Origin of the sequence: Rhizobacter sp. J219 (genome assembly GCF_024700055.1) — a bacterium.
Taxonomy (GTDB): Bacteria; Pseudomonadota; Gammaproteobacteria; order Burkholderiales; family Burkholderiaceae_C; genus Rhizobacter.
Genome location: NZ_JAJOND010000001.1, coordinates 493,089 through 518,426, shown reverse-complemented (window position 1 = coordinate 518,426; position 25,338 = coordinate 493,089). Strand labels below are relative to the sequence as shown.

Here is a 25,338-nt window from a genome sequence, read left to right as displayed (position 1 = left end):
CTCACCCTCAAAGATCAATGCCCTTTGTCAGGCCATGGAAATTATGTTGCTCACAATTTAATTGCTCAATTGATGTAGCATTCGATCCATGCCTTCCGCCCGCAACCCTTCGACCGCCACACAGCAAGCTCGCACCGACTGGCTGCAACTCGACCAGCAGCTGTGCTTCGCGCTGTATTCGACGTCGCTGGCGATGACCAAGCTCTACAAGCCGCTGCTCGCGCCGCTCGGCCTCACCTATCCGCAGTACCTCGCGCTGCTGGTGCTGTGGGAACGCGATGGCTGCAGCGTCGGCGAGTTGGGCGAGCGTCTCTTCCTCGACTCCGGCACCTTGACGCCCCTGCTCAAGCGCATGGAAGCGGCCGGCTGGCTGACGCGCGAGCGCGCCGCCGACGACGAGCGCCGTGTCGTTGTCCACCTCACGGCGGAAGGCCGCGCGCTGCGCCAGAAGGCCAAGCGTGTGCCGATTCAGCTCGGCCAAGCGATGCAATGCGACGTGCACGAGATCGAAGGCCTCACGCAACGCCTGCAGCAGCTGCGCAGCAATCTCCTTGACGCCACCGCGGGTGATGCCGCGGCGGCACATTGACCACCCCCATCCACCCTTTCACCCACCCAGAACGGAGCTTCACATGGCCCTCGAAAAAGTCCTCTACACCGCCCACGCCACTTCCACCGGCGGCCGCACCGGCACGTCCGAATCGTCGGATGGCGCGCTCAAGGTCAACCTGAGCACCCCGAAGGAACTGGGCGGCGCCGGCGGCCCGGGCACCAACCCCGAGCAACTCTTCGCCGCCGGCTACTCGGCCTGCTTCATCGGCGCGATGAAGGCCGTGGCGGGCGCGCAGAAGATCAAGCTGCCCGATGACGTGTCGATCACCGCCGACGTGGGCATCGGCCCGCTCGCCAGCGGTGGCTTCGGCATCCAGGCGGCCCTGGCCGTCAAGGTGCCGGGCTTCGAGAAGGCCCAGGCCGAAGCGCTGGTCGCCGCCGCCCACAAGGTGTGCCCGTATTCGAACGCCACCCGCGGCAACATCGACGTGACCTTGACCGTCGTCTAAACCGACGGCGTGAGCAACTGAAGGATCAGCTCCACCCGCGCCTGCGCGGGCGTGAGCGCGCCGGCCGACGGCAGCATGTCGTCGGGCCGCGCCAACACCCGGCCGTTGCCACAGCGGCTGCTGCGCCACACCGTCACGCCCTGGTCCTGGGCTTCGAGCAAGGCTGCTTCCAGCGCCGCGTGCACCGTGCCATTTCCCGTGGCCGCGACCACCAGGCCTTGCACGCCGATCTCGCAGGCCGCGCGCACCAGCGCACCGCTCGCGCCCGCGTGGCTCGTCACGATCTCGACCTGCGGCCAGGCATCCGCCTCCATCGGCAGCCACTGCAGCCCGAGCGCTTCGCCTTGGGGCCATGCGCGCCAGGCCGTCACGGCGCCCTCTTCCACCACTCCCAGCGGCCCGGCATCGCTTGAGCTGAACGCGTCCACTCGGTAGGTGTGGGCCTTGCGGACGCCGGCTGCCGCGTGCAGCGTGCCGGCCAGCACGACCAGCACGCCTTGTGCCCCCGGCACTCCCGCCACGGTCACGGCGTCCAGCAGGTTCTGGGGGCCGTCCGCCTGCATCGACGTGGCAGGCCGCATGGCCGCCGTCATTACCACGGGCTTGGCCGGCGCGAGCACACGTTGCAGGAGATACGCGGTCTCCTCCAGCGTGTCGGTGCCGTGGGTGATGACGACGCCGGCCACATCGTCACGCGCGAGGTGATGAGCCGTGCGCTGCGCGAGCGCGCGCCAGACGGCAAAGCCCATGTCCTTGCTGTCGGCCTGCGCCACCTGCTCGCATTCGAGCGGCAGGCCCGCCAACGCGGGCACCGCCTTGACCAGCGCCTCGACGCCTAACTGCGCCGCGGTGTACCCGACGTTGTCAGCCGCATCGGCCGCCGTGCCGGCAATGGTGCCGCCGGTGCCCAGCACCACGATCGTCCTAGAAGTGTTTTGCATTTCTCGCTGAGCTGGATGAAAATACAGGCACTGGATGAAACCTCAGGACGGCCCCCGATGGAAGCGCCCAAGCTCACAGAACGCCAACAGCAGATCCTCGATCTCGTGCAAAGCGCCATCGAGCGCACCGGCGCCCCGCCCACCCGCGCCGAGATCGCGAGCGAGCTGGGCTTCCGTTCCGCCAACGCCGCCGAAGAGCACCTGCAGGCCCTCGCACGCAAAGGCGTCATCGAACTCGTGGGCGGCACGTCACGCGGCATCCGGCTCAAGTCTGACACGTTGCGCGCACTGAACGAGATCCGCGGCAAGCAGTTCAGCCTGCCCCTGCCCAGCCTGTCGCAGCTCACCCTGCCGCTGGTGGGCCGCGTGGCCGCCGGCAGCCCCATCCTTGCGCAGGAGCACATCGACCAGACGTATCTGATGGAAGCGAGCATGTTCCCGCGCCGCCCCGACTACCTGCTCAAGGTGCGCGGCATGAGCATGCGAGACGCCGGCATCATGGACGGCGACCTGCTCGCCGTGCAAAAAGCCAAAGACGCGAAGAACGGCCAGATCGTGGTCGCCCGCCTGGGCGATGACGTGACGGTCAAGCGCTTCCGCCGCACCCGCACAAGCATCGAACTACTGCCCGAGAACCCCGACTTCAAGCCCATCGTCATCCCGTTCGGCGATGTCGACTTCGAACTCGAAGGCATCGCCGTCGGCTTGATTCGCAACAACATGATGATGTGAGGCAAAGCATGGCCTCGATCAAATCACCCAAAGCCCGAAGTGCGGCAGAGTGCGAGCGCCTGGAGCAGCTCCCCAACATCGGCCCGGCCTTGGCAGAAGACCTCCGGCTGATCGGCATCCACCAGCCAAAAGAGCTGCGCGGCAAAGATGCCTTCGTGCTCTATCAGAAGCTGTGCGCCGTCACGGGCCATCGCCACGACCCCTGCGTGCTCGACACCTTCATGGCCGCCACCGACTTCATGGGCGGGGCCGAGCCCGCGCCGTGGTGGAACTACACCGCACAGCGCAAGGCCCTGTTCGGGCAGGTCTAGTGGCGCTCGTCGGGCGGACGTGAGAGCGCTGAGCGAGAGCGCAGCGGCGGGGCACCGCCCTGCCCGTTCGCGACCGGCCTCTTCTACGCACGCCACCACTGTCTCGCGGGAAGGGCGTGGGGTGAACGGCGGGGTGAAGTATTAGGAGGAATTCGTTGACCCGTGAGGGTCAACGAAGGGGGACATGAACGCAGCCGTTCACCCCACGCCCTTCACGCTGCTCCGATTCAAGACGGCCGCGACTTCAACACCAACACCCGCTTGGCCGGCTCAGACGCCCACACCGGCACGCCCTGCACCTCACGCCAGCGATCGACAAAGCTCCGGTACTGCGGCGAGAAGACGATCCCCGACTGCCCCGTCGAATGCATGAAGCGTGACTTGCCCGGGTCCGCGAGGTCGTACACCGCGCGGAACGACGGGCCGTGTTCGTCGAGGTACAGCTCGCCCGTGGTCGCATCGGGCTTCTGCGAGACGCGCGAGACGTTCACCGTATAGGTGTCGCCACCCACCGGCGTGCGCAGCTCGAAGTATTTGGCGAGCAGCTTCACCCGGCTGAACGGCCGGTGCTCCGAACGCGCCTGGTGCGCCTGGCCCCATTGCCACTTCGACACGTCGGCGCCTTGCAGCACCTGCAGTTCGTCGAGCGCGCGGGTGAAGGCGGCGTTGACCTGGTCCTGGCAGCTCTCTTGCGCCGGCGTGCCCTTGTCGTCGCACCACCAGGCATCGTTGCGCTCCAGCGTGCGTTCAAGCCCCTCGCGGAAGCTGCGGGTGGCGATCAGCCGGTCGAACTGCACCGCCCCCACCTCGTCGCGGAACATGCCGAGCGTGAGCTGCCGCGCCCAGGCCCAGGCGATGAGCGGTGCGGCCTTGTCGGCGGCCATGGTGCCGTCGAAGGCGGCCAGCTCCTTCTGGGCCGCGCCCGCCAGCGGGTGCTGCGACTGCGCCTTGCGCAGGAAGGGCAGCAGCCGCTGCGTGCCGAGCGACACCACGTCGGCCTGCATCGCCCGCAGGCTCTCCAGGCTGTGTTTGGGCTTGGCGTTCAACAGCTGCTCGATGCGCTGCTGGCGGTACGGCGCCGCCCATTCGCTGGTGAGGAAGTGCGGGTACTCGGGGCCGTGGATGCGCTGGTTGGCGGTGGCGATCCAGCCGCGAGGCGGGTCGGTCTCGCGCGGCGTCCAGGTCGGCTCCAGCACGCCAGCCCAGTCGTAGCGGGCGTCCCAGCCAGGTGCCGGCACCAGGCCCTTGAGGTCGTTCTCGGGCTTGCGCACCGGGATGCGGCCGGCCGAGACCATGCCGATGTGGCCGTCGGCATCGGCCACCACCATGTTCTGCATCGGCGCCAGGTGCTTGCCCGAGGCCGCGATGAACTCGGCCACCGACCGTGCGCTGTTGAAGGCAAGCGCCGCGTCGAGCGTGCCGCTGTCCTTGTCCAGCGCCGTCCAGCGCATGGCCAGCACGTACGCCGGACGTTGGGCGGAGACGATTCCCTCGGTCGCACCGCCCACGTCAGAGATCACCGGGCCATGCCGCGTGGCGCGGGCAGTGAGCGTGACGTCGTCTCCGCCGCGCACCTTGATGGTCTCGGTGATGCTCGTGAACTTGGCCCAGCCCTCGGGCGTCTGGTATTCCCCGGAGTCGCTCGGGTTGACGCGCTCGAGGTAGAGGTCTTGCACGTCGGGCCCGGTGTTGGTGAAGCCCCAGGCGATGCGCTCGTTCTGTCCCAGCACCACCATCGGCAGGCCGGGCATGGTGGCGCCGGCCACCTTGAAACCCGGGGCTTCGAGGCGGGCGAAGTACCACAGCGCCGGCGCGGTGAGCTTCAGGTGCGGGTCGTTGGCAAGCAGCGGCTTGCCCGTCTCGGTGTGCGAGCCGGCCAGCACCCAGTTGTTGGAGCCCACGCCTTCGATGCCCGACTCGGGTGCCGCGCTCAGCGCCGTCTGGCCCAGGTTGGCATTGAGCTTCAGGCTGCGAAAGAGCGCCGCGTAGTCGGCCGTTGGCAGCGGCTTTTCACCGGGGTACGGCGGCAGCAGCTCCTGGATGCGCTCGACCGGCAACTGCAACGCCAGGCGCAGGCGCAGCAGTTCGCCCGACCAGTTGGCCCCCAGGTCCCAGGCCATCATCGTGGCCCAGCCCATGCTGTCTTCGGGCACCCAGGGCTCGGGCTGCACGCCGGTCAGCATGAACTCGGGCGGACGCGCGCTCAGCTCGTTCTGCACGTAGGCGTTGATGCCGGCGGCGTAGGCGGTGAGCGCCGCACGCCCCTCGGCGCTGACCTGGCCCCACTGCTCGGCGGCAGCGCGGCGCACGCCGAGCGCGCGCAGGAACTTGTCGGTCTCGAGCGCCGAGGCGCCGAATGCTTCGGCCAGGCGGCCGCTGGCGATGCGCTTGTGCGTTTCGAGCTGCCACAGCCGGTCTTGGGCATGCACGTAGCCAAGGCCGAAGAACGCATCGTCGCGGGTGGCTGCCTTGATGGTGGGGATGCCGTCGGCATCGCGCTCGATGCGCAGCTCGGCCTTGGGGCCGCTCTGCAGCGTGATCGTGCCCTGCGTGGTGGGCAGCACACGCCGGCTGTAGATCCACAAGGCCACCGCCACGAAGAGCGCCAGCCACAGCAGCGCCCAGGCGCCGCGACGTATCCATTTCATGTGTTGTCGTCCTGTCTCCATCGAACGGGCCGCAGCGTAACCGGATGCAAGGCCCGGTGGCCATCCTGCGAACCGACGAACGTCGGACGGCCCGGCTCAAGTGCCGCGATTCGTGCTTTTTGCCAGGATCCGGGCGAGCATCAGCGGCTGCTGGCGGCGAGCCGCAGCCCCAGCCCGATGAACACCACGCCCGCCGCGCGCTGGCACCACAACCCGAGGCGACCGCCCTGCACGCGCTGCGAGAAGCGCTCGCGCGCCGTGCCGGCCAGCCACGCGAACGCGAGCGTCACCAGCGTGCCATTGACCGTGAAGATCAGGCCCAGCAGCGCAAGGCCGAGCGCCTGATGCCTGGCTTCCGGCGCGATGAACTGGGGCAGGAAGGCGAGGAAGAAAAGCGCCACCTTGGGGTTGAGCGCGTTGGTCAGCACGCCGCGCCAGAACACGCCGTGCGTGTCGGGCGCCGCTGACTCGGCGGTCTCGCGTGCCGCGTCCGACCGCGCCCGCAGCATGCCGAGGCCCATCCACACCAGGTAGCCGGCACCGACCCACTTCACCAGGTTGAAGGCCAGCTCGGAACTGGCCAGCACCGCCGACAGCCCGACCGTCACCAGCGCCACATGGAAGAGGCAGCCCGCCCCGATGCCGAGCGCCGCCATCAGGCCGGCCCGCCGGCCGCCGCTGGCGGCGTGGCCGGCGACATAGAGCATGTCAGCCCCGGGGGTGATGTTGAGCAGCAGCCCGGCCGCGATGAACAGCGGCAGGTCGTGGATGCCCAACGATCCGAGCATCAGGCACCCCCGAGGAAATCGGCCTTGCCCAGCTCCACGCCGTAGTGGCGCAGCAGCGCGTACGCGGTGGTCACGTGGAAGTAGAAGTTGGGCGTGGCGAAATGCTTGAGGTAGGCCTCGCCCTTCATCACCAGCACGCCGTCGCGGCGCGGCACGTTGATGTCCTTGTCTTCGGTGCCGACGATCTGGTCGGCCGGCACCGACTCGATGAACGCGAGCGTCTTGGCGATGCGCGCCTTCAGGTCGCCCAGACTCGCCTCGTTGTCCTCGTGCTTGGGCGCCTCGACGCCGCCCAGGCGGGCCATGCAGAACTTGGCCGTGTCGCACGCGATCTGCACCTGCCGGGTGAAGGGCAGCATGTCGGGCGCCAGACGGGCTGTCAGGTACACGGCCGGGTCGAACTTCTTCGCCTGCGCATGGGCCTCGGCCTTCTCGATGAACTTGACCAGGTTGCCGAGCATGCGGACGAACATGGGCACGCTGGCCGAGTGCATGGTGATGGACATGGGGAATCTCCGTTGTGGTGTCGGTACTTTTTGGAGCCGGGATGCTACTGCGGACGGGGCACAATCGACCGGTCCTTCCGAGATGGCCTCACTGCCCGCCTGATGAACATCATCATCCTCGACGACTACCAAGACGCGGTTCGCAAGCTCAAGTGCGCCGCGCGCCTCGAACACCTCAACGCGAAGGTCTTCACCAACACGGTCAAGGGCATCGGCCAGCTCTCGGTGCGCCTGCGCGACGCCGAAGTGCTGGTGCTGATCCGCGAGCGCACCCACTTCCCGCGCCAGCTGCTGGAAAAGCTGCCCAAGCTCAAGCTGATCGTGCAGACCGGGCGCGTGGGGCCGCACATCGACGTCGACACCTGCACGCGGCTGGGCATCGCGGTGGCCGAAGGCTCGGGCTCCCCGGTGGCGCCGGCCGAGCTGACCTGGGCGCTGATCATGGCCGCCATGCGGCGCCTGCCGCAGTACATCGGCAACCTGAAGCACGGGGCCTGGCAGCAGTCGGGCCTGAAGTCGGCGTCGATGCCGTCCAACTTCGGCATCGGCATGGTGCTCCAGGGCAAGACGCTCGGCATCTGGGGCTACGGCCGCATCGGTGAACTGGTGGCCGGCTACGGCCGCGCCTTCGGCATGAAGGTCATCGTGTGGGGCAGCGAGTCCTCGCGCGAGAAGGCCGTGGCGGCCGGCCACACGGCGGCCGAGTCGCGCGAAGCCTTCTTCGAGCGGTCCGACGTGCTCAGCCTGCACAAGCGCCTGTCCGACGAGACGCGCGGCATGGTCAAGCTCGACGACTTGACCCGCATGAAGCCGACCGCCCTGCTCATCAACACCTCGCGCGCCGAGCTGATCGAAGAAGGCGCGCTCGTCTCGGCGCTCAACCGCGGCCACCCCGGCATGGCAGCCGTCGACGTGTTCGAGAGCGAGCCCATCCTGCAAGGCCACCCGCTGCTGCGCCTGGAAAACGCCATCTGCACGCCGCACATCGGCTACGTCGAGCAAGACAGCTACGAGATGTACTTCGGCGCGGCCTTCGACCACGTCGTCAACTTCGTCAACGGCAACCCGACGGGCATCGTCAACCCGGCTGCGCTGAAAGTCCTGCGCGGATGACGGCCACAGGCGAGCTCACACCGCACCAGCAAGTCACACGTGCCCGATGGGCCCTGATGGCCGGCAACTTCGCCATCGGCTGCGGCGTGATGGTGGTGGCCGGCTCGCTGAACGACCTGATCCGCTCGCTCGGGGTGAGCGTGGCGCTCGGCGGGCAGCTGATTTCGATCGCGGCGGTGATGATGTGCTTCGGCGCCCCGGTGCTGGCCGCCCTGCTCGGCCACTGGGACAGGCGCCGCCTGCTGGTGCTGGCGCTCGTGTGGTTCGCCATCGGCCACGGCCTCTCGGCCATCGCGCCCAACTACGCACTGCTGCTGCCGCTGCGGGCGCTCTGCGTGGTGGCCGCTGCGGTCTACACGCCGCAGGCGGCGGCCGCCATCGGCTTCGTCGCCCCGCCCGAGGAGCGCGGCCGCTCGATCATCTTCATCTTCCTCGGCTGGTCGGTCGCCTCGGTGGTCGGCATGCCGGTGCACAGCTTCATCGGCGAAGCCTTCGGCTGGCGCTGGGCCTTCGGGCTCGTCACGGTGCTGTCGGCCGGCGCGGCCTGGTGGGTGTGGGTGGTGATGCCCGACGGCATCAAGCCGCCGACCATGCGGCTGGCCGAGTGGCGCGAGGTGTTCACGCACCCGGTGCTGATGGCGATCGTGCTCGTGACGGCGCTCTCGGGTGCAGGGCAGTTCACGCTCTTCGCCTACATGGCGCCCTACTACCGCCAGGTGATCGGCGCCAACGCCGCCGAGACAAGCTTCCTCTTCTTCTGGACGGGTGCCTTCGGCCTGCTCGGCAACCTCTTGCTCTCGCGCTACATCGACCGCGTGGGCGCTGCGCGCATCGTAGCGCTCGCGATGATCGGCACGGCCTTCAGCATGCTGGTCTGGCCGCTGGCCACGAGCGTCATCACGATGGCGCTCGTCGTCCTGCCGTGGGGCCTGGGAGGCTTTGCGTCCAATTCTGCCCAGCAGGCGCGGCTCGGGCTGGCAGCGCCGCATCTCGCCACCGCGCTCATGGCGCTCAACTCATCGGCCATCTACCTCGGCCAGGCCGTCGGTGCGGCGGGCGGCGGCATCGTGGTGGCGGCGCACGAGGCGATGGGCGCGTCGGGCACCGACCTCTACCAGAATCTCCACTGGATCGCGCTGGCGTGGACGCTCATCGCCATCTCGCTGAGCGTGTGGGCCCAGCGCCAGACCATCCGGCTCGGCGGCAAGGTCTGAGGCCCGCTCACCAGCGTTGGTGGACGTAGGGCTTGGCGAATCGCTCGTAGACCTGCTGCACCGCCTGCATCGTCTCCGACGTGATCGGCGGCAGGTCGGCCGCGGCGGCGTTGTCCTCCACCTGCTTCGGCGAGCGCCCCCCCGGAATGCTGCAGGTCACGGCGGGGTGCATCTGGATCCACCGCAGCGCAAACTGCGCCAGCGTTGGGCCGGCGGGCACGAGCGGCTTCAGTGACTCCACCGCCTGCAGGCCCAATTCGAAGTCGAGGCCGGAGAAGGTCTCGCCCTTGTCGAAGGCCGCGCCCTCCCGGTTGAAGTTACGGTGATCGTCTTGCGCAAACGTCGACTCACGCGTGAGCTTGCCGCTCAGCAGGCCCGACGACAGCGGCAGCCGCGCGAGGATGCCCACACCGCGCCGCTGCGCCTCGCCGAAGAAGAGATCGGCGGGCCGCTGGCGAAAGATGTTGTAGATGATCTGGATGGACTGCACGCCGGGGTACTCGATCGCCTTCAGCGCCTCTTCGACCTTCTCGACACTCACGCCGTAGTGGCGCAGCTTGCCGGCCTTCACCAGCCCATCAAGCACGTCGAACACCTCGGGCCGGTACAGCACCTCGACCGGCGGGCAATGCAGCTGCAGCAGATCGATCGCCTCGACCTCGAGGTTCTTCAGGCTGCGCTCGATGAAGGCGGTGAGGTTGGCCTTGTTGTAGCCGTCGGCCGTGTGCGGCGACAGGCGCCGGCCTGCCTTGCTCGCCACGTAGAACGGCTCCGAGCGCTCACGCCGCAGACGTGCGATCAGGCGCTCGCTGTGGCCGTCGCCATACACGTCGGCGGTGTCGAAGAAATTGATGCCGAGGTCGAGCGCGCGGTGCAGCGCCTTCATCGACGCTTCGTCGTCCACCGCGCCCCAGGTGCCGCCGATGGCCCAGGCGCCGAAGCTCACGGTCGACACGTTCCAGCCGGTGCGGCCGAGGGGGCGGTATTGCATGGGTTGTCTCCTGCAGGCTCTTTGGGTGAGCCGCGCAGGATAGAGAGCCGCACCGCCCGCGTCCAATCCCGTTTGCAGCGGGCGCGATGCCGTAACCGGCATGTATCGCGAATCAGACCGCCCGGCCGGCGAGGCTATAGTGCCCGCGACTTTCCGAGACCCCGATGGCCACCGACGAGACCTCCTCCGTGCAGACCGGAGCCCGCAGCGGCCGGGTGCGCCTGACGCTCGCCGACGTGGCCGCCACGCTCGGCATCAGCCGCACCACCGTCTCCAACGCGTTCAACCGGCCGGAGCAGCTCTCCAAGGAGTTGCGCGAGACCATTCTCACCACCGCCCGCGAACTCGGCTACTTCGGCCCCGACCCGAAGGCCCGCGCGCTGCGCCGCAAGGAATTGCGCGAGGTGGCGCTGGTGTTCCACCACGACCTGCCCTACGCCTTCAACGACCCGCTCACACTCGACTTCATGCGCGGGGTGGCGAGGCAGCTCCAGCAACGCGGGCTCACGCTGCAGCTCATCCCCATGTTCTCGCGCCAGATCGAGCCGACGCTCGACGTGGCCTTCAAGACCACCGCCGATGCACTCATCTTCCATGCCGAGGTGGCACCGGAATTTGCGTCGATGGTGCGCGCCGCGCCGCTGCCGCTGGTGGTGGTCGACACCATGGTGCCCGGCGCGCCCTCGGTGTGCCTCGACGACCGGCGCGGCGCCGAGCTCGCGATGACGCATGCGCTCAAGGCCAAGCCCGACGTGGTGCTGGTGCTCTGCTTCTTCGTCGACGAAGAGCCGATGAAGCGCGCCCAGGCCGCGCGTGCGCCGCGCAGCCCGTTCAATACCTGCGAGCGCGTGGCCGGCTACGCGCAGGCCGCCCGGCGCGCCGGCTTCGATGCCTCGCGCATCGTCTGGCACATCGTCGACGATGGCGACCCCGAAGCCGCCGCACTGCGCGCCGTGGAACAGGAGCGTGCGCGCCTCTGCAAGCACCAGCGCATCGCGGTCGTCGCGATGAGCGACCGCATCGCGCTCGCCGCGATGGGCGCGATGCGCAGCTGGCCGAAGGTGGAGCTGGTGTCGGTGGTCGGCTTCGACGACATCCCCGCGGCCGCCGCAGCCGGCCTCACCACCGTGCGGCAGGACGGCGTCGAAAAAGGCGAAAGCGCCGTGCGTGTCGTGCTCGACGACGAACCGTCGGTGGTGTTGCCACTGACGCTGGTACCGCGCGACACCTGAAACCCGTACCTCAGGTACATCCCCGAGACTAGGGTAAGCCCGCTCTTTCTCGATTCAGAAGGTTCACTAAAGTCGCGTCCAGCCTGCAATCGAGGCTTTCGCTGGATGTAACTGCGTTACGTCTGAATCGTTCAAGAGCACAAGAAATCGTCCCCGAACAACCCATGAAGAGCGAGCCCCAGACCGTGCTGGCCCCGGCGTCCCACGACCGTGATTGGTGGCGCGGCGCCGTCATCTACCAGCTCTACCCACGCAGCTTTGCCGATGCGAATGGCGACGGTGTCGGCGACTTCGCCGGCATGGTCGAGCGCCTGCCCTATGTGGCGAGCCTCGGTGTCGATGCCATCTGGGTGTCGCCCTTCTTCCGCTCGCCGATGAAGGACTTCGGCTACGACGTCAGCGACTACCGCGATGTCGATCCGCTCTTCGGCACGCTGCAGGATTTCGACACCCTCGTCGCGCGGGCCCACGAACTGGGCCTGAAGGTGATCGTCGACCAGGTGCTGTCGCACAGCTCCGACCAGCACCCCTGGTTCATGCAGAGCCGCGCGAGCCGCGACAACGCGCGGGCCGACTGGTACGTATGGGCCGACCCCAAGGCCGACGGCACGCCGCCCAACAACTGGCTCAGCATCTTCGGCGGCTCGGCCTGGCAGTGGGACACGCGCCGCCGCCAGTACTACCTGCACAACTTCCTCGCGAGCCAGCCCGACCTCAACTTCCACAACCCCGAGGTGCAGAAGCAGCTGCTCGACGACCTGCGCTTCTGGCTCGACCGCGGCGTGGACGGCTTCCGCTTCGATGCCTGCATCTTCCACTTCCACGACCTGAAGCTGCGCGACAACCCGCCCGCCGAACGTGCCGACACGCTGTCGGTCCCGGCCTCCAACCCCTACAGCTTCCAGCGCCACCTCTACGACAAGACGCAGCCCGAGAACATCGGCTTTCTGCAGAAGATCCGCAACCTCCTCGACGAGTACGGCGCCGCGAGCGTGGGCGAGATCGGCGACGACGACTCGATCAAGACCATGGCCGCCTACACGAGCGGCGGCGACAAGCTGCACATGGCCTACAGCTTCAACCTGCTGGCCACCGAAAGCAGCGCGGGCTACATCCGCCGGCAGGTGGAGGAACTCGAAGCGCAGATCGCCGACGGCTGGACGAGCTGGTCCATCGGCAACCACGACGTGCCGCGTTTCCTCAGCCGCTGGGGCGGCGTGGGCGCAACAGGCGACTACACCAAGGTCGCGCTGGCGATGCTCGCCTCGCTGCGCGGCAGCGTGTGCTGGTGGCAGGGCGACGAACTCGCGTTGACCGAAGCCGATATTCCCTACGAGAAGATCCAGGACCCGTACGGCATCACCTTCTGGCCCGAGTTCAAGGGCCGCGACGGCTGCCGCACGCCGATGCCGTGGTCACGCGACCTCGTGCATGCCGGCTTCAGCGGCGGCCGCCCGGTCGAACCGTGGCTTCCGGTGCCGGCCGAGCATGCGGCCCGCGCGGTCGACGCGAGCGAAGCCGACCCGGCCTCGCCGCTGCACTTCATGCGCAGGCTGCTGGCCTGGCGCAAGACGCAGGCGCGCCTGCTGCGCGGCGGCATCCGCTTCGTCGACGCACCCGAGCCGGTGCTGGCCTTCTACCGCACGCCCGATGACGGCCCGGAGCTGCTGTGCATGTTCAACCTCGGACGCACCGCGATCGAGATCGCGGCACCGGCCCCGGGACTGCAGCAGATCATGACGCGCGTCGACGATCACCTGGAAGGCACACTCGCCGGCGAGCACATCACCCTGCCCGCGCATGGTTTCTTCTACGGGCAGCACAGCAGCGTCTAAGGTCCCGATCCATGGCCACCCTCAAGCTCAGCGGTTTGCGCAAGTCCTTCGGCGAGGTCGAGATGCTGCACGGCATCGACCTCGACGTGAGCGACGGCGAGTTCCTCGTCTTCGTCGGCCCGTCGGGCTGCGGCAAGTCGACGCTGCTGCGCTGCATCGCCGGGCTGGAGGAGATCACCGCCGGCGAGCTGTACATCGGCGACACCCTGGTCAACGACGTGCCACCCGCCGAGCGCGGCATCGCGATGGTGTTCCAGAGCTACGCGCTCTACCCGCACATGAGCGTGGCCGAGAACATGGCCTTCGGCCTGCGCCTCGCCGGCTACAGCAAGCAGGAGATGAAGGATGCGGTACAGCGCGCCGCACAGACGCTGCAGATCGAGCACCTGCTCGACCGCAAGCCCAAGGCGCTCTCGGGCGGCCAGCGCCAGCGTGTGGCCATCGGCCGTGCCATCGTGCGCAAGCCGGGGGTCTTCCTCTTCGACGAGCCCTTGTCGAACCTCGACGCGGCGCTGCGCGTTCAGATGCGCGTGGAGCTCTCGCGCCTGCACCGCGAGCTGCGCACCACCATGGTCTACGTGACGCACGACCAGGTGGAGGCGATGACGCTCGCCAACCGCATCGTGGTCGTGAACGCCGGGCGCATCGAGCAGGTCGGCGCACCACTCGACCTCTACCACCGCCCGGTCAACAAGTTCGTGGCCGGCTTCATCGGCTCGCCGAAGATGAATTTCCTCGAGGCGACCTTGGGAGACGCGAGCCATGTGGTGCTGAAGGACGGCAGCGTTGTGCCCGTCTCGCCCGGCACTGACGCCGCGCGCTCCGCCGCCATCGGCAAGCCCGTGACGCTCGGCATCCGACCCGAGCACATCCATGCCGATCGCACGCCAGGCGAAGGCGCGGTGAGAGCCACCGTGCAGCTCGCCGAGCACCTGGGCGACACCACCTACCTGCACCTCTTGGTGCCCGGCGCGCCCGAGCCCATCACCGTGCGCACCGCTCCCGACAACCCGCTCAACACCGGCGACCCCGCATGGCTGCACCTGCCGCGCGAGCGCTGCTTCGTATTCGACGAGCAGGGGCAGACCCTGCCATGACCCTTGCCAAAAGACCCCATCACAACCAGGAGACAGAAAGCATGCAGACCAAACGCACCCTCCTCGCGGCCGCGGCCGCCCTCACCCTCGGCGCCGCCTTCGCGCCGCTCGCGCAGGCCGCCGAGCCCGGCAAGCTGCTCGTGTGGATCAACGGCGACAAGGGCTACAAGGGCATCATCAAGATCGGCGAGGAGTTCACCAAGAAGACCGGCATCCCGGTCACGGTGGAATACCCCGAAGACGCGCCGAGCAAGTTCCAGGCAGCCGCTGCCGCCGGCAAGGGCCCCGACATCTGGATCTGGCCGCACGACCGCATCGGCGAGTGGATCGAAGGTGGTTTGCTGCAGCCCGTGACCCCGAGCAAGAAGGTGCAGGCCGACATCGACCCGCTGGCCTGGAAGGCCTTCACGGTGGGCGGCAAGACCTGGGGCTATCCGCTGTCGATCGAAGCGGTGGCGCTCGTCTACAACAAGGCGCTGGTGCCCACGCCGCCCAAGAGCTTCGAAGAGGTGATCGCGCTCGACAAGAAGCTCTCGGCCTCGGGCAAGAAGGCCATCCTCTGGGACTACAACAACACCTACTTCACCTGGCCGCTGCTGGCCGCCAACGGTGGCTACCCCTTCAAGCAGAAGGCCGATGGCACCTATGACGCCAAGGACACCGGCGTCAACAACGCCGGCGCGCTCAAGGGTGCCGAGCTGCTGTCGAAGATGATCAAGGACGGCGTCATGACCAAGGGCGCCAACTACGCCGAGATGGAAGCCGGCCTCGCGCAGGGCAAGGTCGCGATGATGATCAACGGCCCCTGGTCGTGGGACAACCTGAAGAAGGCCAACATCAACTTCGGCGTCGCCAAGATCCCGACCGTCGCCGGCAAGAAGGCCGCGCCTTTCGTCGGCGTGCTCGGCGCCATGGTCACCAAGGCCACGCCGAACAAGGACCTGGCGGTCGAGTTCCTCGAGAACCACATGCTCACCGTCGACGGCCTGAAGAAGATCAACGACGACGTGCCGCTCGGCACGCCGGCCAACAAGGCCTTCTTCAACGAGTCCAAGAACAACCCCAACATCCAGGCGACGATGGCGAGCGCGCAAGACGGCGCCCCGATGCCCAACAACAAGGAGATGGGCCGCTTCTGGTCGTCGATGGCCTCGGCGCTGCAGAACATGACCGAAGGCCGCCAGTCGCCCAAGGAAGCGATGGACGCCGCCGCCAAGCGCATCGCTGCACCCTGAGCCGTTTGTTGAGCGGGCCATGCCGACACACAAGAAAAATTCGCCGCGCTGGTTCGGCCCGCTCGTCCTGATCGCGGCCCTGCTGGCCGCGCTCTACATCGTGGTGGTGGTCCACGCAGCGGGCCAGACGCTGCTTGCCGCCACCCTCCTCTTCATCACCGCGCTCGCAGCGTGGCTCTACACCTCACCACGCTTCTACGCGTGGCGATATCTCTTCCCGGGCATCGCGGCGGCGATGGTGTTCGTGGTGTTCCCGATGCTCTACACCATCGGCATCGGCTTCACCAACTACAGCTCGGCCAACCTGCTGAGCTTCGAGCGGGCCACGCAGTACCACCTCGACGAGACCGCGGCCGCCGAAGGCGACCCGCTCGCGTTCACGCTGCATGCCGACGGGCCCGAGTTCCGCGTGCGCCTGAGCGACCCGGACGACGACGCGAAGGCCTGGGTCTCGGGCCCGCTCGCGCTCAAGAACAACGCACCGCTCAAGCTCGAGGTCGAGCCGGCGCAGCAGGTGAAGCTGCCGCTTGGCGAGCCGCTGCCCCTGCGCGACGTGATCCAACGCCAGGCTGCTCTCAAGGCCCTGACCTTCGAGCTGCCCGGCGGCCGCCAGGTGGTGATGACCGGCCTGCGCCAGTTCTCGGGTCTGGAGAAGGTCTACGAACAACGCGAACCCGGCGTGCTCGTCCACAAACGCACCGGCGAGCTGCTCAAGGCCAATCACCAGACGGGCTTCTACGAGAAGGCCAATGGCGAGCGCGTGACACCCGGCTTCCAGGTCGGCGTGGGCTTCGACAACTACCGCCGCATCTTCACCGAGCCCGCCTTCCGCGAGCCCTTCCTGCGCATCTTCGTGTGGACGGTCGCGTTCGCCGCGCTCACCGTGCTCTTCGCCGCCTCGCTGGGCATGCTGCTCGCGGTGCTGCTGAACTGGGACGCGCTGCGCTTCAAGGGCGTCTACCGCGTGCTGCTCTTCCTGCCGTATGCGGTGCCGGGCTTCATCTCCATCCTCGTCTTCCGCGGGCTCTTCAACAACAACTTCGGCGAGATCAACCTGATCCTCGATGCGCTCTTCGGCATCCGCCCCACCTGGTTCTCCGACCCGACGCTTGCGAAGGCGATGCTGCTCATCGTCAACGTGTGGCTGGGCTACCCGTACATGATGCTCGTGTGCATGGGGCTCATCCGCGCGATCCCCGCTGACCTGTACGAAGCCTCGGCCGTGGCCGGCGCCGGGCCGCTGACCAACTTCTTCCGCATCACCGCGCCACTCGTCATCAAGCCGCTCACGCCGCTGCTGATTGCCGCCTTTGCCTTCAACTTCAACAACTTCGTGCTGATCTCGCTGTTGACCGGCGGGCGGCCCGACTTCCTCGACACCACCGTGCCCGCTGGCACCACCGACCTGCTGGTGTCGTACACCTACCGCATCGCCTTCGAAGACTCGGGCCAGCAGTTCGGCCTGGCCGCCGCGGTCTCCACCGTCATCTTCCTGATGGTGGCGGCGATCTCGATGGTGCAGATCAAGTTCACGCGGATCGCACGCGATCCGGCCCGCTGAAAGGAGAACACGATGGCCATCGTCGTCGCAAAATCGCAGCGCTGGCGCGTGCTGCTGGCGCATGCCTTCCTCATCGGGCTGGTGATCGTCACGATCTTCCCGTTCCTGATGATCCTGTCGATCTCGTTCCGGCCCGGCAACTTCGCGACCGGCAGCCTGATCCCCGATCGCATCAGCCTGGAGCACTGGATGCTCGCGCTCGGGATGTCGTACACCGCACCCGACGGCAGCCTGGTGCAGCCCACCTTCCCCGTGCTGCGATGGCTGTGGAATTCGGTGAAGGTGGCCGCGCTCACCGGCCTCGTGACGCTGCTGCTCTCCACCACCGCGGCCTACGCCTTCGCGCGCATGAAGTTTCGCGGCAAGGAGGCCTCGCTCACCGGCCTGATGCTGGTGCAGATGTTCCCGAGCGTGCTGGCGCTGGTCGCCATCTACGCCATCTTCGACCGCATCGGCAACGTCTTCCCCACCTTCGGCATCGACAGCCACTGGTCGCTGCTGCTCGCCTACTCGGGCGGCATCGCGCTGCACGTGTGGACCATCAAGGGCTACTTCGACACCATCCCGGCCGAGATCGAAGAGGCCGCCAAGGTCGATGGCGCGACACCCTGGCAGGCCTTCCGCATCGTGCTGCTGCCGATGGCGTTGCCGATCCTGATGGTGGTCTTCCTGCTGGCCTTCGTGGGCGCGATCATCGAGTACCCGGTCGCGTCGATCCTGCTCAACGAGCAGGCCAAGCTCACGCTCGCGGTCGGCTCCAACCTCTTTCTCTACGAGCAAAAGTACCTGTGGGGCGACTTCGCGGCGGCGGCCATCCTCTCGGGCCTGCCGATCACGCTGGTGTTCATCCTCGCGCAGCGCTGGATGATCTCGGGGCTCACCGCCGGGGGCATCAAGGGATGAGACGCCTGGCGGTACTGCTGGCCCTGGTGCCGGTGCTGCTGCTGACGGCGCCAGCGGCGCCAGGCCCGGCCCGCTTCGCCGACAACCCCATCGTCTACTTCGCCGTCACCGACCGCTTCTTCAACGGCGACCCGTCGAACGACAACGCGTACGGCCGCACCCGCGAGGCCAGGCCCGAAGACGACGTGGGCACCTTCCACGGCGGCGACCTGAAAGGCATCACCGCCAAGCTGAAGGAAGGCTGGTTCCGCGAACTCGGCGTCAACGCGATCTGGATCACCGCGCCCTACGAGCAGATCCACGGCTGGGTGGTCGGCGGCAACAAGGCCTTCAAGCACTACGCCTACCACGGCTACTACGCGCTCGACTACACCGTGCTCGACAAGTCGATGGGCACGCCCGACGATCTGCGCGAGATGGTCGACACCGCGCATGCGCAAGGCATCCGCATCCTCTTCGATGTGGTGATGAACCACCCGGGCTACCTCGACCTGCAGACCGCGCGCGAGCTCGGCCTCCGGGTGCTCTGGCCGGGCTCCGAGAAGGCGACGCTCGCGAACTACCACTCGTTCATCGACTACAACAACTTCGCCTTCACCGACTGGTGGGGCCGCGACTGGGTGCGCGCCGGCTTGCCGAGCTACCTCGATGGCGGGCGCGACGAACTGACGAAGCAGCTGGCCTTCCTGCCCGACTTCCGCACCGAGAGCACGGCCCATGTGACGCTGCCGAAGTTCCTGCGCGACAAGCCCGGCACCCGCGCCCGCGACCTGCGCGACACCACCGTGCGCGGCTACCTAGTCACCTGGCTCACGCAGTGGGTGCGCGAGTACGGCATCGATGGCTTCCGTGCCGACACCGTCAAGCACGTGGAGCCGGCCGCCTGGGCCGAGCTGAAGACGGCTGCGACGAAGGCACTCGCCGAGTGGAAGAAGGCGAACCCCGACAAGAAGATCGACGACGAGCCCTTCTGGATGGTCGGCGAAGACTGGGGCAAGGGCCCGCAGCGCGACCCGCTGCACGACAGCGGCTTCGATGCGCTCATCAACTTCGACTTCCAGAATGCGGCCCTGCGCGATGCGCAACCCGAGAAACTTTATGCCCGCTACGCCAGCCTGCTCAGCGGCCGGCCCGGCTACAACGCACTCAGCTACCTGTCTTCGCACGACACCGAGAACTCTTCGACCGCAAGCGCCTCGCCGATGGCGCCGCCTGGCTGATGCTCGCGCCGGGCGGGGTGCAGATCTACTACGGCGACGAGACGCGCCGCCCACCCGGCCCCGCACCGAGCAGCGACCCGCAGCAGGCCACCCGCTCCGACATGAACTGGGGCAGCGTCGATGCGAGCCTGCTCATGCACTGGCGCAAGCTCGGGCAGTTCCGCCGCGCGCATGTGGCCCTCGCCCGCGGCGCGCATCAGAAGCTCGCCGACAAGCCCTACACCTTCAGCCGCATCGACGCGGCCAGCGGCGACCGCGTCGTCGTCGCGATGGAGGCCACCGATGCCGAGCACATCGTGGTCGGCGACGTGTTCCCCGAGGGCAGCACGGTGCGCGATGCCTACTCGGGCAACACCGCGATCGTGCGCCAAGGCCGGGTGCAGTTCCCCACCCAGCACTGGGTGCTGCTCGAAACACCCTGAGCCCGCAAGCGGGCTCCCGCGTAGTGGGACGCACGTAGTGGCGCGCGCGTAGTGGGGGCCGCGGATGGCAGGCCGCGCGCCGCTGCCTAGCATGCGCCGCACCTCCACTCACGCTTCGCGCCATGCAAGACGATCGTCCCAGCACCACCGCCTTCCGCGCCGCGGTCGCCCGCGCACGCCACCAGCTGATCGACACGCCCAAGGTCTTCGACGACCCGCTGGCGCTGCGCATCCTCGGGCCCGAGACCGCGCTTGAACTCGAAGGCCTCGGCCGCCGCGGCGACAACCCCTATCTGCGCGGCGTGCGCGCGAGCCTCGTGGCCCGCAGCCGCATCACCGAAGACGCGCTGCACGAGGCGGTGGCCAGCGGCACCACGCAGTACGTGGTGCTCGGCGCGGGGCTCGACACCTTCGCGCTGCGCAGCCCCTATTCGGCGGCACGCCTGCGCGTCTTCGAGGTCGACCACCCGGCCACGCAGGGCTGGAAGCGGCAGCTGCTCGCCCGTGCCGGCCTCGTGGTGCCGGCGCACCTGCACTGGGTGCCGGTGAACTTCGGTCGCCAGTCGGTGAGCGAGGCGCTGCTTGACGCCGGGTTCGACCCTGCACGCCCGGCCTTCTTCTCGTGGCTGGGCGTCACGATGTACCTGCCGCCCGAGGTGACGCTCGCCACCCTGCGCGAGCTGAGCGGCCTGGCCCGGGCCGGCGGCGGCATCGTCTTCGATGTGCTCAATGACCCCGCCACGCTCAACCCGCTGCTGCGGCTCGTGCTCGTGGTGCTGCGCCGGCGCTTCGCGCGCATGGGCGAGCCGTGGATCGGCCACTTCGCGCCGGAGCCTCTGCGCGCAGCGCTGCAGGCGATGGGTTTTGCCGACGTGCGCCGGCACGACGCGCACATCGTCAACCCGCGATTCTTCGATGCGCACCCACGCGGCCTGCGCATGCGCACGCTCGGCTCGATCGTGCAGGCGAGCCTGCCGAGTCGTTTCGCAACTTGACGACCCGCCTGCACGAGGCCCCTGGGAAAGCCCTGATTCAATAATACTTCGCCAAAATAAAATGCCGCACTGTTTCGACCCACCGCTGCAAAACAGGCCGCTCCGGCATGACACGTCTCCAGTCACGGCAGATCTCGCTGCTGCACCTCTACCAGGTGCTGCACACCGTGCGCCTCGCGCGCCCGGCGGCGTCGCGTGCCGAGATCTGCCAGGCCACGGGGCTCAGCCAGCCGGCCGTGTCGTCGCTCACGCGGCGGCTGCTCGAAACCGGCGCCTTGATGGAGGTCGGCGCCCGCCCGTCGACCGGCAGTGGCCGCCGTGAACGCGAACTGGCGCTGAACCCCGACTTCGCCTGGGTCGTGGGCGTGAAGGTGTCGATGCACCAGATCACCCTCGCCTTGGTCGACTTCGCCGGCGGCGTGCGCGACACGCTGAAGGTGCCGATCTCCGCGCCCGTCACGCAGGCCGCGCTGCTGCAGCGGCTGGTGAAGGAGATCAAGGCCTGCCTTGCCAAGGCCGACCCGCAGGTGCGCCAGCGCCTGGCCGGCGTGGGCGTGGCGGTGCCGGGCATGGTCGACTCGCTGCGCGGCGAGGTGCACTGGTCGCCGCTGCTCAAGCCGGGCCGCAAGGATGAATCGGCCCCGCTCGCCGCGCCGCTGACCGACGCGCTTGGCGTGCCGGTGATGATCGAGAACGACGCCAACATGCTCGCGCTCGCCGAGCAATGGTTCGGCGAAGCGGCGCGAATGACCAATGTGGCCGTGGTCACGCTGGAGCACGGCCTGGGCCTCGGCCTCGTGCTCGATGGCGAACTCTTCCGTGGCCACAGCGGCCTCGCCGCCGAATTCGGCCACATCCAGGTGGTCCCCGGGGGCCGCGCCTGCCGCTGCGGCAAACGCGGCTGCCTCGAAGCCTACGTGGCGCACAGTGCGGTGGTGGGCCAGGGCCAGGAGGCCGGCCTGCTGCCGGCCGGTGAACTCGGCTCAGGCGAGATCGAGACCGCCTACGTCGAACTCGCCGACAAGGCCCGCGCCGGCAACCAGCAGGCGCGCCAGATCTTCGAACACCAGGGCGAGCTGCTCGGCCGATGGATGGGCAACATGGTCAACCTGCTCGCACCACAGCTCGTCATGCTCGACGGCATGACCGAAGGCACCGAGCTTTTCGAAGCCTCGCTCCGACAGGCCATGCACGAGGCGCTCGCCATCCCCCACCGCCAACGCGACCTGCTCGTGGTGCACCACCGCGGCGACGAGACCTGGGCGCGCGGCGCCGCGTCGCTGGTGTTGCAGCGCCTGGACGAGTCCGCAGAAATCCTCGAATCGGTGTCACGCCACGGGTTCGAGACCGAAGCAGACGGGCACAGACCCGTCACCTGATCCCACATCGATCACCACAGCGCGCCATCAGGCGCAATCACAACGCACGGAGACAACATGAAATTCACCCACACACTGCTTGCCACTGCTCTGACAACGTTTTCAACACTCGCTGCCGCCCAGACGGTGGTCGGCGTGAGCTGGTCCAACTTCCAGGAAGAGCGCTGGAAGACCGACGAGGCCGCGATCAAGGAACAGCTCGCCAAGTCCGGCGCCACCTACGTGAGCGCAGACGCAGGCGGCTCACCCGAGAAGCAGCTCGCCGACGTCGACGGCCTGATCGCCAAGGGCGCGAAGGCGCTGATCATCCTCGCGATGGACAAGGACGCGATCGTGCCCGCGCTCGCGAAGGCCAAGCAGCGCAACATCCCCGTCGTCGCGTATGACCGCCTGATCGAGCAGCCCGGCGTCTTCTACATCACCTTCGACAACAAGGAGGTCGGCCGCCTGCAGGCCAAGGCCGTGCTGGCTGCCAGACCGAAGGGCAACTACGTGATGATCAAGGGCTCGCCGACCGACCCGAATGCCAACTTCCTGCGCGCAGGCCAGGGCGAGGTGCTCGCCGATGCGCTGAAGAAGGGCGACATCAAGATCGTCGGCGAGGAATACACCGACGGCTGGAAGCCCGAGAACGCGCAGAAGAACATGGAGCAGATCCTCACGCGCAACCAGAACAAGGTCGACGCGGTGGTGGCCTCCAACGACGGCACAGCCGGTGGCGTGGTGGCGGCGCTCTCGGCTCGCGGCATCAAGGGCGTGCCGGTGTCGGGGCAGGACGGTGACCATGCCGCCCTTAACCGCGTGGCGCTCGGCACGCAGACCGTCTCGGTGTGGAAGGACGCCCGCGTGCTCGGCCGTGAAGCCGCCGCAGCCGCCGTGACGCTCGCCGCCGGCAAGAAGGTCGACGGCACCGTCACCTGGGCCGAAGGCGAGAAGAAGGTGCCGATGACCTCGAAGTTCCTGGCGCCCGTGCCCGTCACCGCCGCCAACCTCGACGTGGTCATCAAGGCCGGCTGGGTCAGCAAGGACGTGGTGTGCAAGGGCGTGGCCGCAGCCACCGCTCCCGCCGCCTGCAAGTAACCCACAACCCCTGACGTGAATGGAAGGCGCCCGCGCAAGCGGGCGTCTCGTTCGCCGCCATGTCACTTCCTCTCCAGATCAGCGCCCTCGACCTGCGCCTCTCGCTCATGGCGGCCGTGCTCGCCGCGATGGCCGTGGTCTTCCACCTGCTGACCGGCACCTTCCTCACGCCGGAAAACCTCTACAACATCGCGCAGCAGACGGCGGTGGTGGGCATCGTCGCGACCGCCATCGCCCTCATCATCGTGGCGCGCCAGATCGACCTGTCGGTCGGCTCGGTGATGGGTTGCGTGGGCGTGCTCATCGCCTTCCTGCAATACACCTCGGGTTGGCACTGGATCCCCGCCTCGCTCGCGGGCCTCGCGCTCGCGCTCGTGGTCGGGCTCTACCAAGGCTGGCTCACCGCCTACCTCGGCGTGCCCTCCTTCGTGGTCACGCTCGGAGGGCTGATGTCCTTCCGCGGCGCGGCCTTCCTCATCGCCGACGGCAAGACGCAGCCGGTGACCGACCCGACCTTCCTGGCACTCGGTGGCGGGCTCGATGGCTCGTTGGGCCCCGCGCTCAGCTGGGCGCTCGGTGCCGCGCTGTCGGCCCTCGTCGTCTTCAACACTGCCGCACGCCGCCGCAGCAAGCGCAGCCATGGCTTCACCGTGCGGCCACTGTGGTTCGACGCCGCCTTCGCCGGCTTGGTAGTGGCGATGCTGCTCGGCTTCGTCGCTGTCACCTGCGCGTATCAACTGCCCGGCAAGGACGCCGCGCAAGGCGTGCCCATCCCCGTCGTCATCTGGGGCCTGGTCGTGATGGGCATGGCCTTCATCGTGCGGCGCACACGCTTCGGCCGCTACGTCTACGCGATCGGCGGCAACCCCGAGGCGGCGCTGCTCGTCGGCATTCCGGTCAAGCGGGTGATGCTGATGCTCTTCCTGCTGCTGGCGGTGCTGGTCACCATCGCCGCGGTGGTGTCGGTCGCTCGCCTCAACGCCGGCACCAACTCGCTCGGCACGAACATGGGCTCTACGTGATCGCCGCGGCGGTGATCGGCGGCGTGGCGCTCTCGGGCGGCAGCGGCACGGTGCTCGGCTCGGTGCTGGGCGCCTTGATCATTCAATTCCTCGAGAGCGGCCTGCTGCTGCTCGACGTCGGCATCGGCCAGCGCATGGTGATCATCGGCCAGGTGCTGATCGTCGCCGTCGTCTTCGACGTGCTCTACCGCCGTTGGACCGGGGAGCGGCTGACATGAATACCCCGATGCCCATGACCGCGCCGCTCGTTGAAATCAAAGACGTGCACAAGGCCTTCTTCGGCGTGCGTGCCGTCGAAGGCGTGAGCCTGAGCGTCTACCCCGGCGAAGTGGTGGCCGTGCTCGGCCACAACGGCGCCGGCAAGTCGACGCTGATGAAGATGCTGGCGGGCGCCTTCCCGATCGACAGCGGCGAGATCCTCGTCAACGGCGCGCCGGCAAAGATCGACACACCCGCCGATTCGCAGGCCCTCGGCATCGAGACGATCTACCAGACGCTCGCGCTGGCCGACAACCTCGACAGCGTGGCCAACCTCTTCCTCGGCCGCGAGTTGCTGACACGCTTTCGCACCCTCGACGACGACGCAATGGAAGTCGCCGCACGCGAGGTCTTCCACCGCCTCAACCCCAATTTCAAGAACATCCGCGTGCCGGTGCGTTCGCTCTCGGGCGGCCAGCGCCAGGTGGTCGCCATCTCGCGCGCCCTGTACTTCAACGCCCGCGTGCTCATCATGGACGAGCCCTGCGCCGCGCTCGGCCCCGAGGAGACGCGCATGGTCCACGAGTCCGTGAAGAAGCTCAAGGCCCAGGGCGTGGGCATCTTTCTCATCACCCATGACATGCCCGACGTGTTCGGCCTTTCCGATCGCCTCACGGTGATGAAGAACGGCCGCACGGTGGGCACCTACAAGACCGCCGAGGTCACCGAGGACGAAGTGCTCGGAATGATCATCGGCGGCAAGCCACTGCCTGGCAGGCCCAGCTCTCCACCACAGAGCCCCTGACCGGCAGATTTGAAAACGCCTGTTCTCCGCCAACACCACCACTTTTTTT

At 67.9% G+C, this 25,338-nt stretch carries 25 protein-coding genes; 20 read left to right on the top strand and 5 right to left on the bottom strand.

Annotated elements, in window-relative coordinates:
- Positions 1–88 precede the first annotated feature (88 nt).
- Complete coding sequence (locus LRS03_RS02430) at positions 89–589, top strand: MarR family winged helix-turn-helix transcriptional regulator (RefSeq protein ID WP_257823700.1); 501 nt, start codon at positions 89–91, stop codon at positions 587–589.
- Positions 590–632: 43 nt separating this feature from the next.
- Positions 633–1,061 carry an organic hydroperoxide resistance protein gene (locus LRS03_RS02425; protein ID WP_257823699.1) on the top strand — a complete coding sequence of 143 codons (429 nt, stop codon included), beginning with the start codon at positions 633–635 and terminating at the stop codon, positions 1,059–1,061.
- Here LRS03_RS02425 and LRS03_RS02420 read toward each other — a convergent pair.
- On the bottom strand, positions 1,058–2,002 hold the full coding sequence (locus LRS03_RS02420; protein ID WP_257823698.1) for an asparaginase: 945 nt from the start codon (positions 2,000–2,002) through the stop codon (positions 1,058–1,060). The genes LRS03_RS02425 and LRS03_RS02420 overlap by 4 nt on opposite strands.
- A gap of 57 nt (positions 2,003–2,059) precedes the next feature.
- On the opposite strand from LRS03_RS02420, the gene lexA reads away from it, so the two are divergent.
- Complete coding sequence (gene lexA, locus LRS03_RS02415) at positions 2,060–2,734, top strand: transcriptional repressor LexA (RefSeq protein WP_257823697.1); 675 nt, start codon at positions 2,060–2,062, stop codon at positions 2,732–2,734.
- 8 nt (positions 2,735–2,742) lie between these two features.
- The gene (locus LRS03_RS02410; protein ID WP_257823696.1) at positions 2,743–3,045 is read left to right on the top strand and encodes a helix-hairpin-helix domain-containing protein; all 303 of its coding nucleotides are present in this window, start codon (positions 2,743–2,745) and stop codon (positions 3,043–3,045) included.
- A 227-nt stretch (positions 3,046–3,272) separates the two neighbouring features.
- Here LRS03_RS02410 and LRS03_RS02405 read toward each other — a convergent pair whose 3' ends face one another.
- From LRS03_RS02405 to LRS03_RS02395, 3 genes are all read right to left on the bottom strand, one after another.
- Positions 3,273–5,693: a penicillin acylase family protein gene (locus LRS03_RS02405; protein WP_257823695.1), complete on the bottom strand. Its 2,421-nt coding sequence runs from the start codon at positions 5,691–5,693 to the stop codon at positions 3,273–3,275.
- 140 nt (positions 5,694–5,833) lie between these two features.
- Positions 5,834–6,481, bottom strand: a complete 648-nt coding sequence (locus LRS03_RS02400; RefSeq protein ID WP_257823694.1) for a LysE family translocator — start codon at positions 6,479–6,481, stop codon at positions 5,834–5,836.
- Positions 6,481–6,987 (bottom strand): DUF1993 domain-containing protein, encoded by a 507-nt coding sequence (locus LRS03_RS02395; RefSeq protein WP_257823693.1) that lies wholly within the window; start codon positions 6,985–6,987, stop codon positions 6,481–6,483. The genes LRS03_RS02400 and LRS03_RS02395 overlap by 1 nt, the downstream gene beginning before the upstream one ends.
- A 102-nt stretch (positions 6,988–7,089) precedes the next feature.
- On the opposite strand from LRS03_RS02395, the gene LRS03_RS02390 reads away from it, so the two are divergent.
- Positions 7,090–8,100, top strand: a complete 1,011-nt coding sequence (locus LRS03_RS02390) for a D-2-hydroxyacid dehydrogenase family protein (RefSeq protein WP_257823692.1) — start codon at positions 7,090–7,092, stop codon at positions 8,098–8,100.
- 56 nt (positions 8,101–8,156) lie between these two features.
- Positions 8,157–9,314 carry an MFS transporter gene (locus LRS03_RS02385; protein WP_257823691.1) on the top strand — a complete coding sequence of 386 codons (1,158 nt, stop codon included), beginning with the start codon at positions 8,157–8,159 and terminating at the stop codon, positions 9,312–9,314.
- Between the two features lie 7 nt (positions 9,315–9,321).
- Here the strand turns inward: LRS03_RS02385 and LRS03_RS02380 are convergent, their stop codons facing one another.
- Positions 9,322–10,305, bottom strand: a complete 984-nt coding sequence (locus tag LRS03_RS02380) for an aldo/keto reductase (protein ID WP_257823690.1) — start codon at positions 10,303–10,305, stop codon at positions 9,322–9,324.
- Between the two features lie 164 nt (positions 10,306–10,469).
- On the opposite strand from LRS03_RS02380, the gene LRS03_RS02375 reads away from it, so the two are divergent.
- From LRS03_RS02375 to LRS03_RS02310, 14 genes are all read left to right on the top strand, one after another.
- The gene (locus LRS03_RS02375) at positions 10,470–11,537 is read left to right on the top strand and encodes a LacI family DNA-binding transcriptional regulator (protein WP_257823689.1); all 1,068 of its coding nucleotides are present in this window, start codon (positions 10,470–10,472) and stop codon (positions 11,535–11,537) included.
- Positions 11,538–11,701: 164 nt separating this feature from the next.
- Positions 11,702–13,372 (top strand): alpha-glucosidase, encoded by a 1,671-nt coding sequence (locus tag LRS03_RS02370; RefSeq protein WP_257823688.1) that lies wholly within the window; start codon positions 11,702–11,704, stop codon positions 13,370–13,372.
- Between the two features lie 62 nt (positions 13,373–13,434).
- The gene (locus LRS03_RS02365; RefSeq protein ID WP_374685085.1) at positions 13,435–14,469 is read left to right on the top strand and encodes an ABC transporter ATP-binding protein; all 1,035 of its coding nucleotides are present in this window, start codon (positions 13,435–13,437) and stop codon (positions 14,467–14,469) included.
- A 41-nt stretch (positions 14,470–14,510) separates the two neighbouring features.
- A complete protein-coding gene (gene malE, locus LRS03_RS02360) occupies positions 14,511–15,704 on the top strand; it encodes a maltose/maltodextrin ABC transporter substrate-binding protein MalE (protein WP_257823686.1) in 1,194 nt (397 codons plus the stop codon).
- A 19-nt stretch (positions 15,705–15,723) separates the two neighbouring features.
- Positions 15,724–17,265 (top strand): maltose ABC transporter permease MalF, encoded by a 1,542-nt coding sequence (gene malF, locus LRS03_RS02355; protein ID WP_257823685.1) that lies wholly within the window; start codon positions 15,724–15,726, stop codon positions 17,263–17,265.
- A 12-nt stretch (positions 17,266–17,277) separates the two neighbouring features.
- Positions 17,278–18,168: a maltose ABC transporter permease MalG gene (gene malG, locus LRS03_RS02350; RefSeq protein WP_257823684.1), complete on the top strand. Its 891-nt coding sequence runs from the start codon at positions 17,278–17,280 to the stop codon at positions 18,166–18,168.
- A complete protein-coding gene (locus LRS03_RS02345) occupies positions 18,165–19,388 on the top strand; it encodes an alpha-amylase family glycosyl hydrolase (protein WP_257823683.1) in 1,224 nt (407 codons plus the stop codon). Before malG ends, LRS03_RS02345 begins: the two co-directional genes overlap by 4 nt.
- Positions 19,388–19,810, top strand: a complete 423-nt coding sequence (locus LRS03_RS02340; RefSeq protein ID WP_257823682.1) for a hypothetical protein — start codon at positions 19,388–19,390, stop codon at positions 19,808–19,810. The genes LRS03_RS02345 and LRS03_RS02340 overlap by 1 nt, the downstream gene beginning before the upstream one ends.
- Positions 19,811–19,932: 122 nt before the next feature.
- The gene (locus LRS03_RS02335) at positions 19,933–20,805 is read left to right on the top strand and encodes a class I SAM-dependent methyltransferase (RefSeq protein WP_257823681.1); all 873 of its coding nucleotides are present in this window, start codon (positions 19,933–19,935) and stop codon (positions 20,803–20,805) included.
- Between the two features lie 107 nt (positions 20,806–20,912).
- A complete protein-coding gene (locus LRS03_RS02330) occupies positions 20,913–22,184 on the top strand; it encodes an ROK family transcriptional regulator (RefSeq protein WP_257823680.1) in 1,272 nt (423 codons plus the stop codon).
- A 57-nt stretch (positions 22,185–22,241) separates the two neighbouring features.
- Positions 22,242–23,264 (top strand): D-xylose ABC transporter substrate-binding protein, encoded by a 1,023-nt coding sequence (gene xylF / locus LRS03_RS02325; protein ID WP_257823679.1) that lies wholly within the window; start codon positions 22,242–22,244, stop codon positions 23,262–23,264.
- Positions 23,265–23,323: 59 nt separating this feature from the next.
- On the top strand, positions 23,324–24,286 hold the full coding sequence (locus tag LRS03_RS02320) for a sugar ABC transporter permease (RefSeq protein WP_257823678.1): 963 nt from the start codon (positions 23,324–23,326) through the stop codon (positions 24,284–24,286).
- Positions 24,283–24,504, top strand: coding sequence for a hypothetical protein (locus tag LRS03_RS02315; protein ID WP_257823677.1), 222 nt, complete (start codon positions 24,283–24,285; stop codon positions 24,502–24,504). Before LRS03_RS02320 ends, LRS03_RS02315 begins: the two co-directional genes overlap by 4 nt.
- Positions 24,501–25,289, top strand: a complete 789-nt coding sequence (locus LRS03_RS02310) for an ATP-binding cassette domain-containing protein (protein ID WP_257823676.1) — start codon at positions 24,501–24,503, stop codon at positions 25,287–25,289. The genes LRS03_RS02315 and LRS03_RS02310 overlap by 4 nt, the downstream gene beginning before the upstream one ends.
- Positions 25,290–25,338 lie beyond the last annotated feature (49 nt).

Coding starts and splice junctions, on each gene's coding strand:
- LRS03_RS02430 (WP_257823700.1), top strand. CDS start 89: ATGCCTTCCGCCCGCAACCCTTCGACCGCCACACAGCAAGCTCGCACC.
- LRS03_RS02365 (WP_374685085.1), top strand. CDS start 13,435: ATGCTGCACGGCATCGACCTCGACGTGAGCGACGGCGAGTTCCTCGTC.
- xylF (WP_257823679.1), top strand. CDS start 22,242: ATGAAATTCACCCACACACTGCTTGCCACTGCTCTGACAACGTTTTCA.
- LRS03_RS02425 (WP_257823699.1), top strand. CDS start 633: ATGGCCCTCGAAAAAGTCCTCTACACCGCCCACGCCACTTCCACCGGC.
- LRS03_RS02345 (WP_257823683.1), top strand. CDS start 18,165: ATGAGACGCCTGGCGGTACTGCTGGCCCTGGTGCCGGTGCTGCTGCTG.
- LRS03_RS02370 (WP_257823688.1), top strand. CDS start 11,702: ATGAAGAGCGAGCCCCAGACCGTGCTGGCCCCGGCGTCCCACGACCGT.
- LRS03_RS02385 (WP_257823691.1), top strand. CDS start 8,157: ATGGCCGGCAACTTCGCCATCGGCTGCGGCGTGATGGTGGTGGCCGGC.
- malF (WP_257823685.1), top strand. CDS start 15,724: ATGCCGACACACAAGAAAAATTCGCCGCGCTGGTTCGGCCCGCTCGTC.
- LRS03_RS02400 (WP_257823694.1), bottom strand. CDS start 6,481: ATGCTCGGATCGTTGGGCATCCACGACCTGCCGCTGTTCATCGCGGCC.
- LRS03_RS02395 (WP_257823693.1), bottom strand. CDS start 6,987: ATGTCCATCACCATGCACTCGGCCAGCGTGCCCATGTTCGTCCGCATG.
- LRS03_RS02405 (WP_257823695.1), bottom strand. CDS start 5,693: ATGAAATGGATACGTCGCGGCGCCTGGGCGCTGCTGTGGCTGGCGCTC.
- LRS03_RS02330 (WP_257823680.1), top strand. CDS start 20,913: ATGACACGTCTCCAGTCACGGCAGATCTCGCTGCTGCACCTCTACCAG.
- LRS03_RS02390 (WP_257823692.1), top strand. CDS start 7,090: ATGAACATCATCATCCTCGACGACTACCAAGACGCGGTTCGCAAGCTC.
- LRS03_RS02310 (WP_257823676.1), top strand. CDS start 24,501: ATGAATACCCCGATGCCCATGACCGCGCCGCTCGTTGAAATCAAAGAC.
- LRS03_RS02320 (WP_257823678.1), top strand. CDS start 23,324: ATGTCACTTCCTCTCCAGATCAGCGCCCTCGACCTGCGCCTCTCGCTC.
- LRS03_RS02410 (WP_257823696.1), top strand. CDS start 2,743: ATGGCCTCGATCAAATCACCCAAAGCCCGAAGTGCGGCAGAGTGCGAG.
- LRS03_RS02420 (WP_257823698.1), bottom strand. CDS start 2,002: ATGCAAAACACTTCTAGGACGATCGTGGTGCTGGGCACCGGCGGCACC.
- lexA (WP_257823697.1), top strand. CDS start 2,060: ATGGAAGCGCCCAAGCTCACAGAACGCCAACAGCAGATCCTCGATCTC.
- LRS03_RS02380 (WP_257823690.1), bottom strand. CDS start 10,305: ATGCAATACCGCCCCCTCGGCCGCACCGGCTGGAACGTGTCGACCGTG.
- LRS03_RS02335 (WP_257823681.1), top strand. CDS start 19,933: ATGCAAGACGATCGTCCCAGCACCACCGCCTTCCGCGCCGCGGTCGCC.
- malG (WP_257823684.1), top strand. CDS start 17,278: ATGGCCATCGTCGTCGCAAAATCGCAGCGCTGGCGCGTGCTGCTGGCG.
- LRS03_RS02340 (WP_257823682.1), top strand. CDS start 19,388: ATGCTCGCGCCGGGCGGGGTGCAGATCTACTACGGCGACGAGACGCGC.
- LRS03_RS02375 (WP_257823689.1), top strand. CDS start 10,470: ATGGCCACCGACGAGACCTCCTCCGTGCAGACCGGAGCCCGCAGCGGC.
- malE (WP_257823686.1), top strand. CDS start 14,511: ATGCAGACCAAACGCACCCTCCTCGCGGCCGCGGCCGCCCTCACCCTC.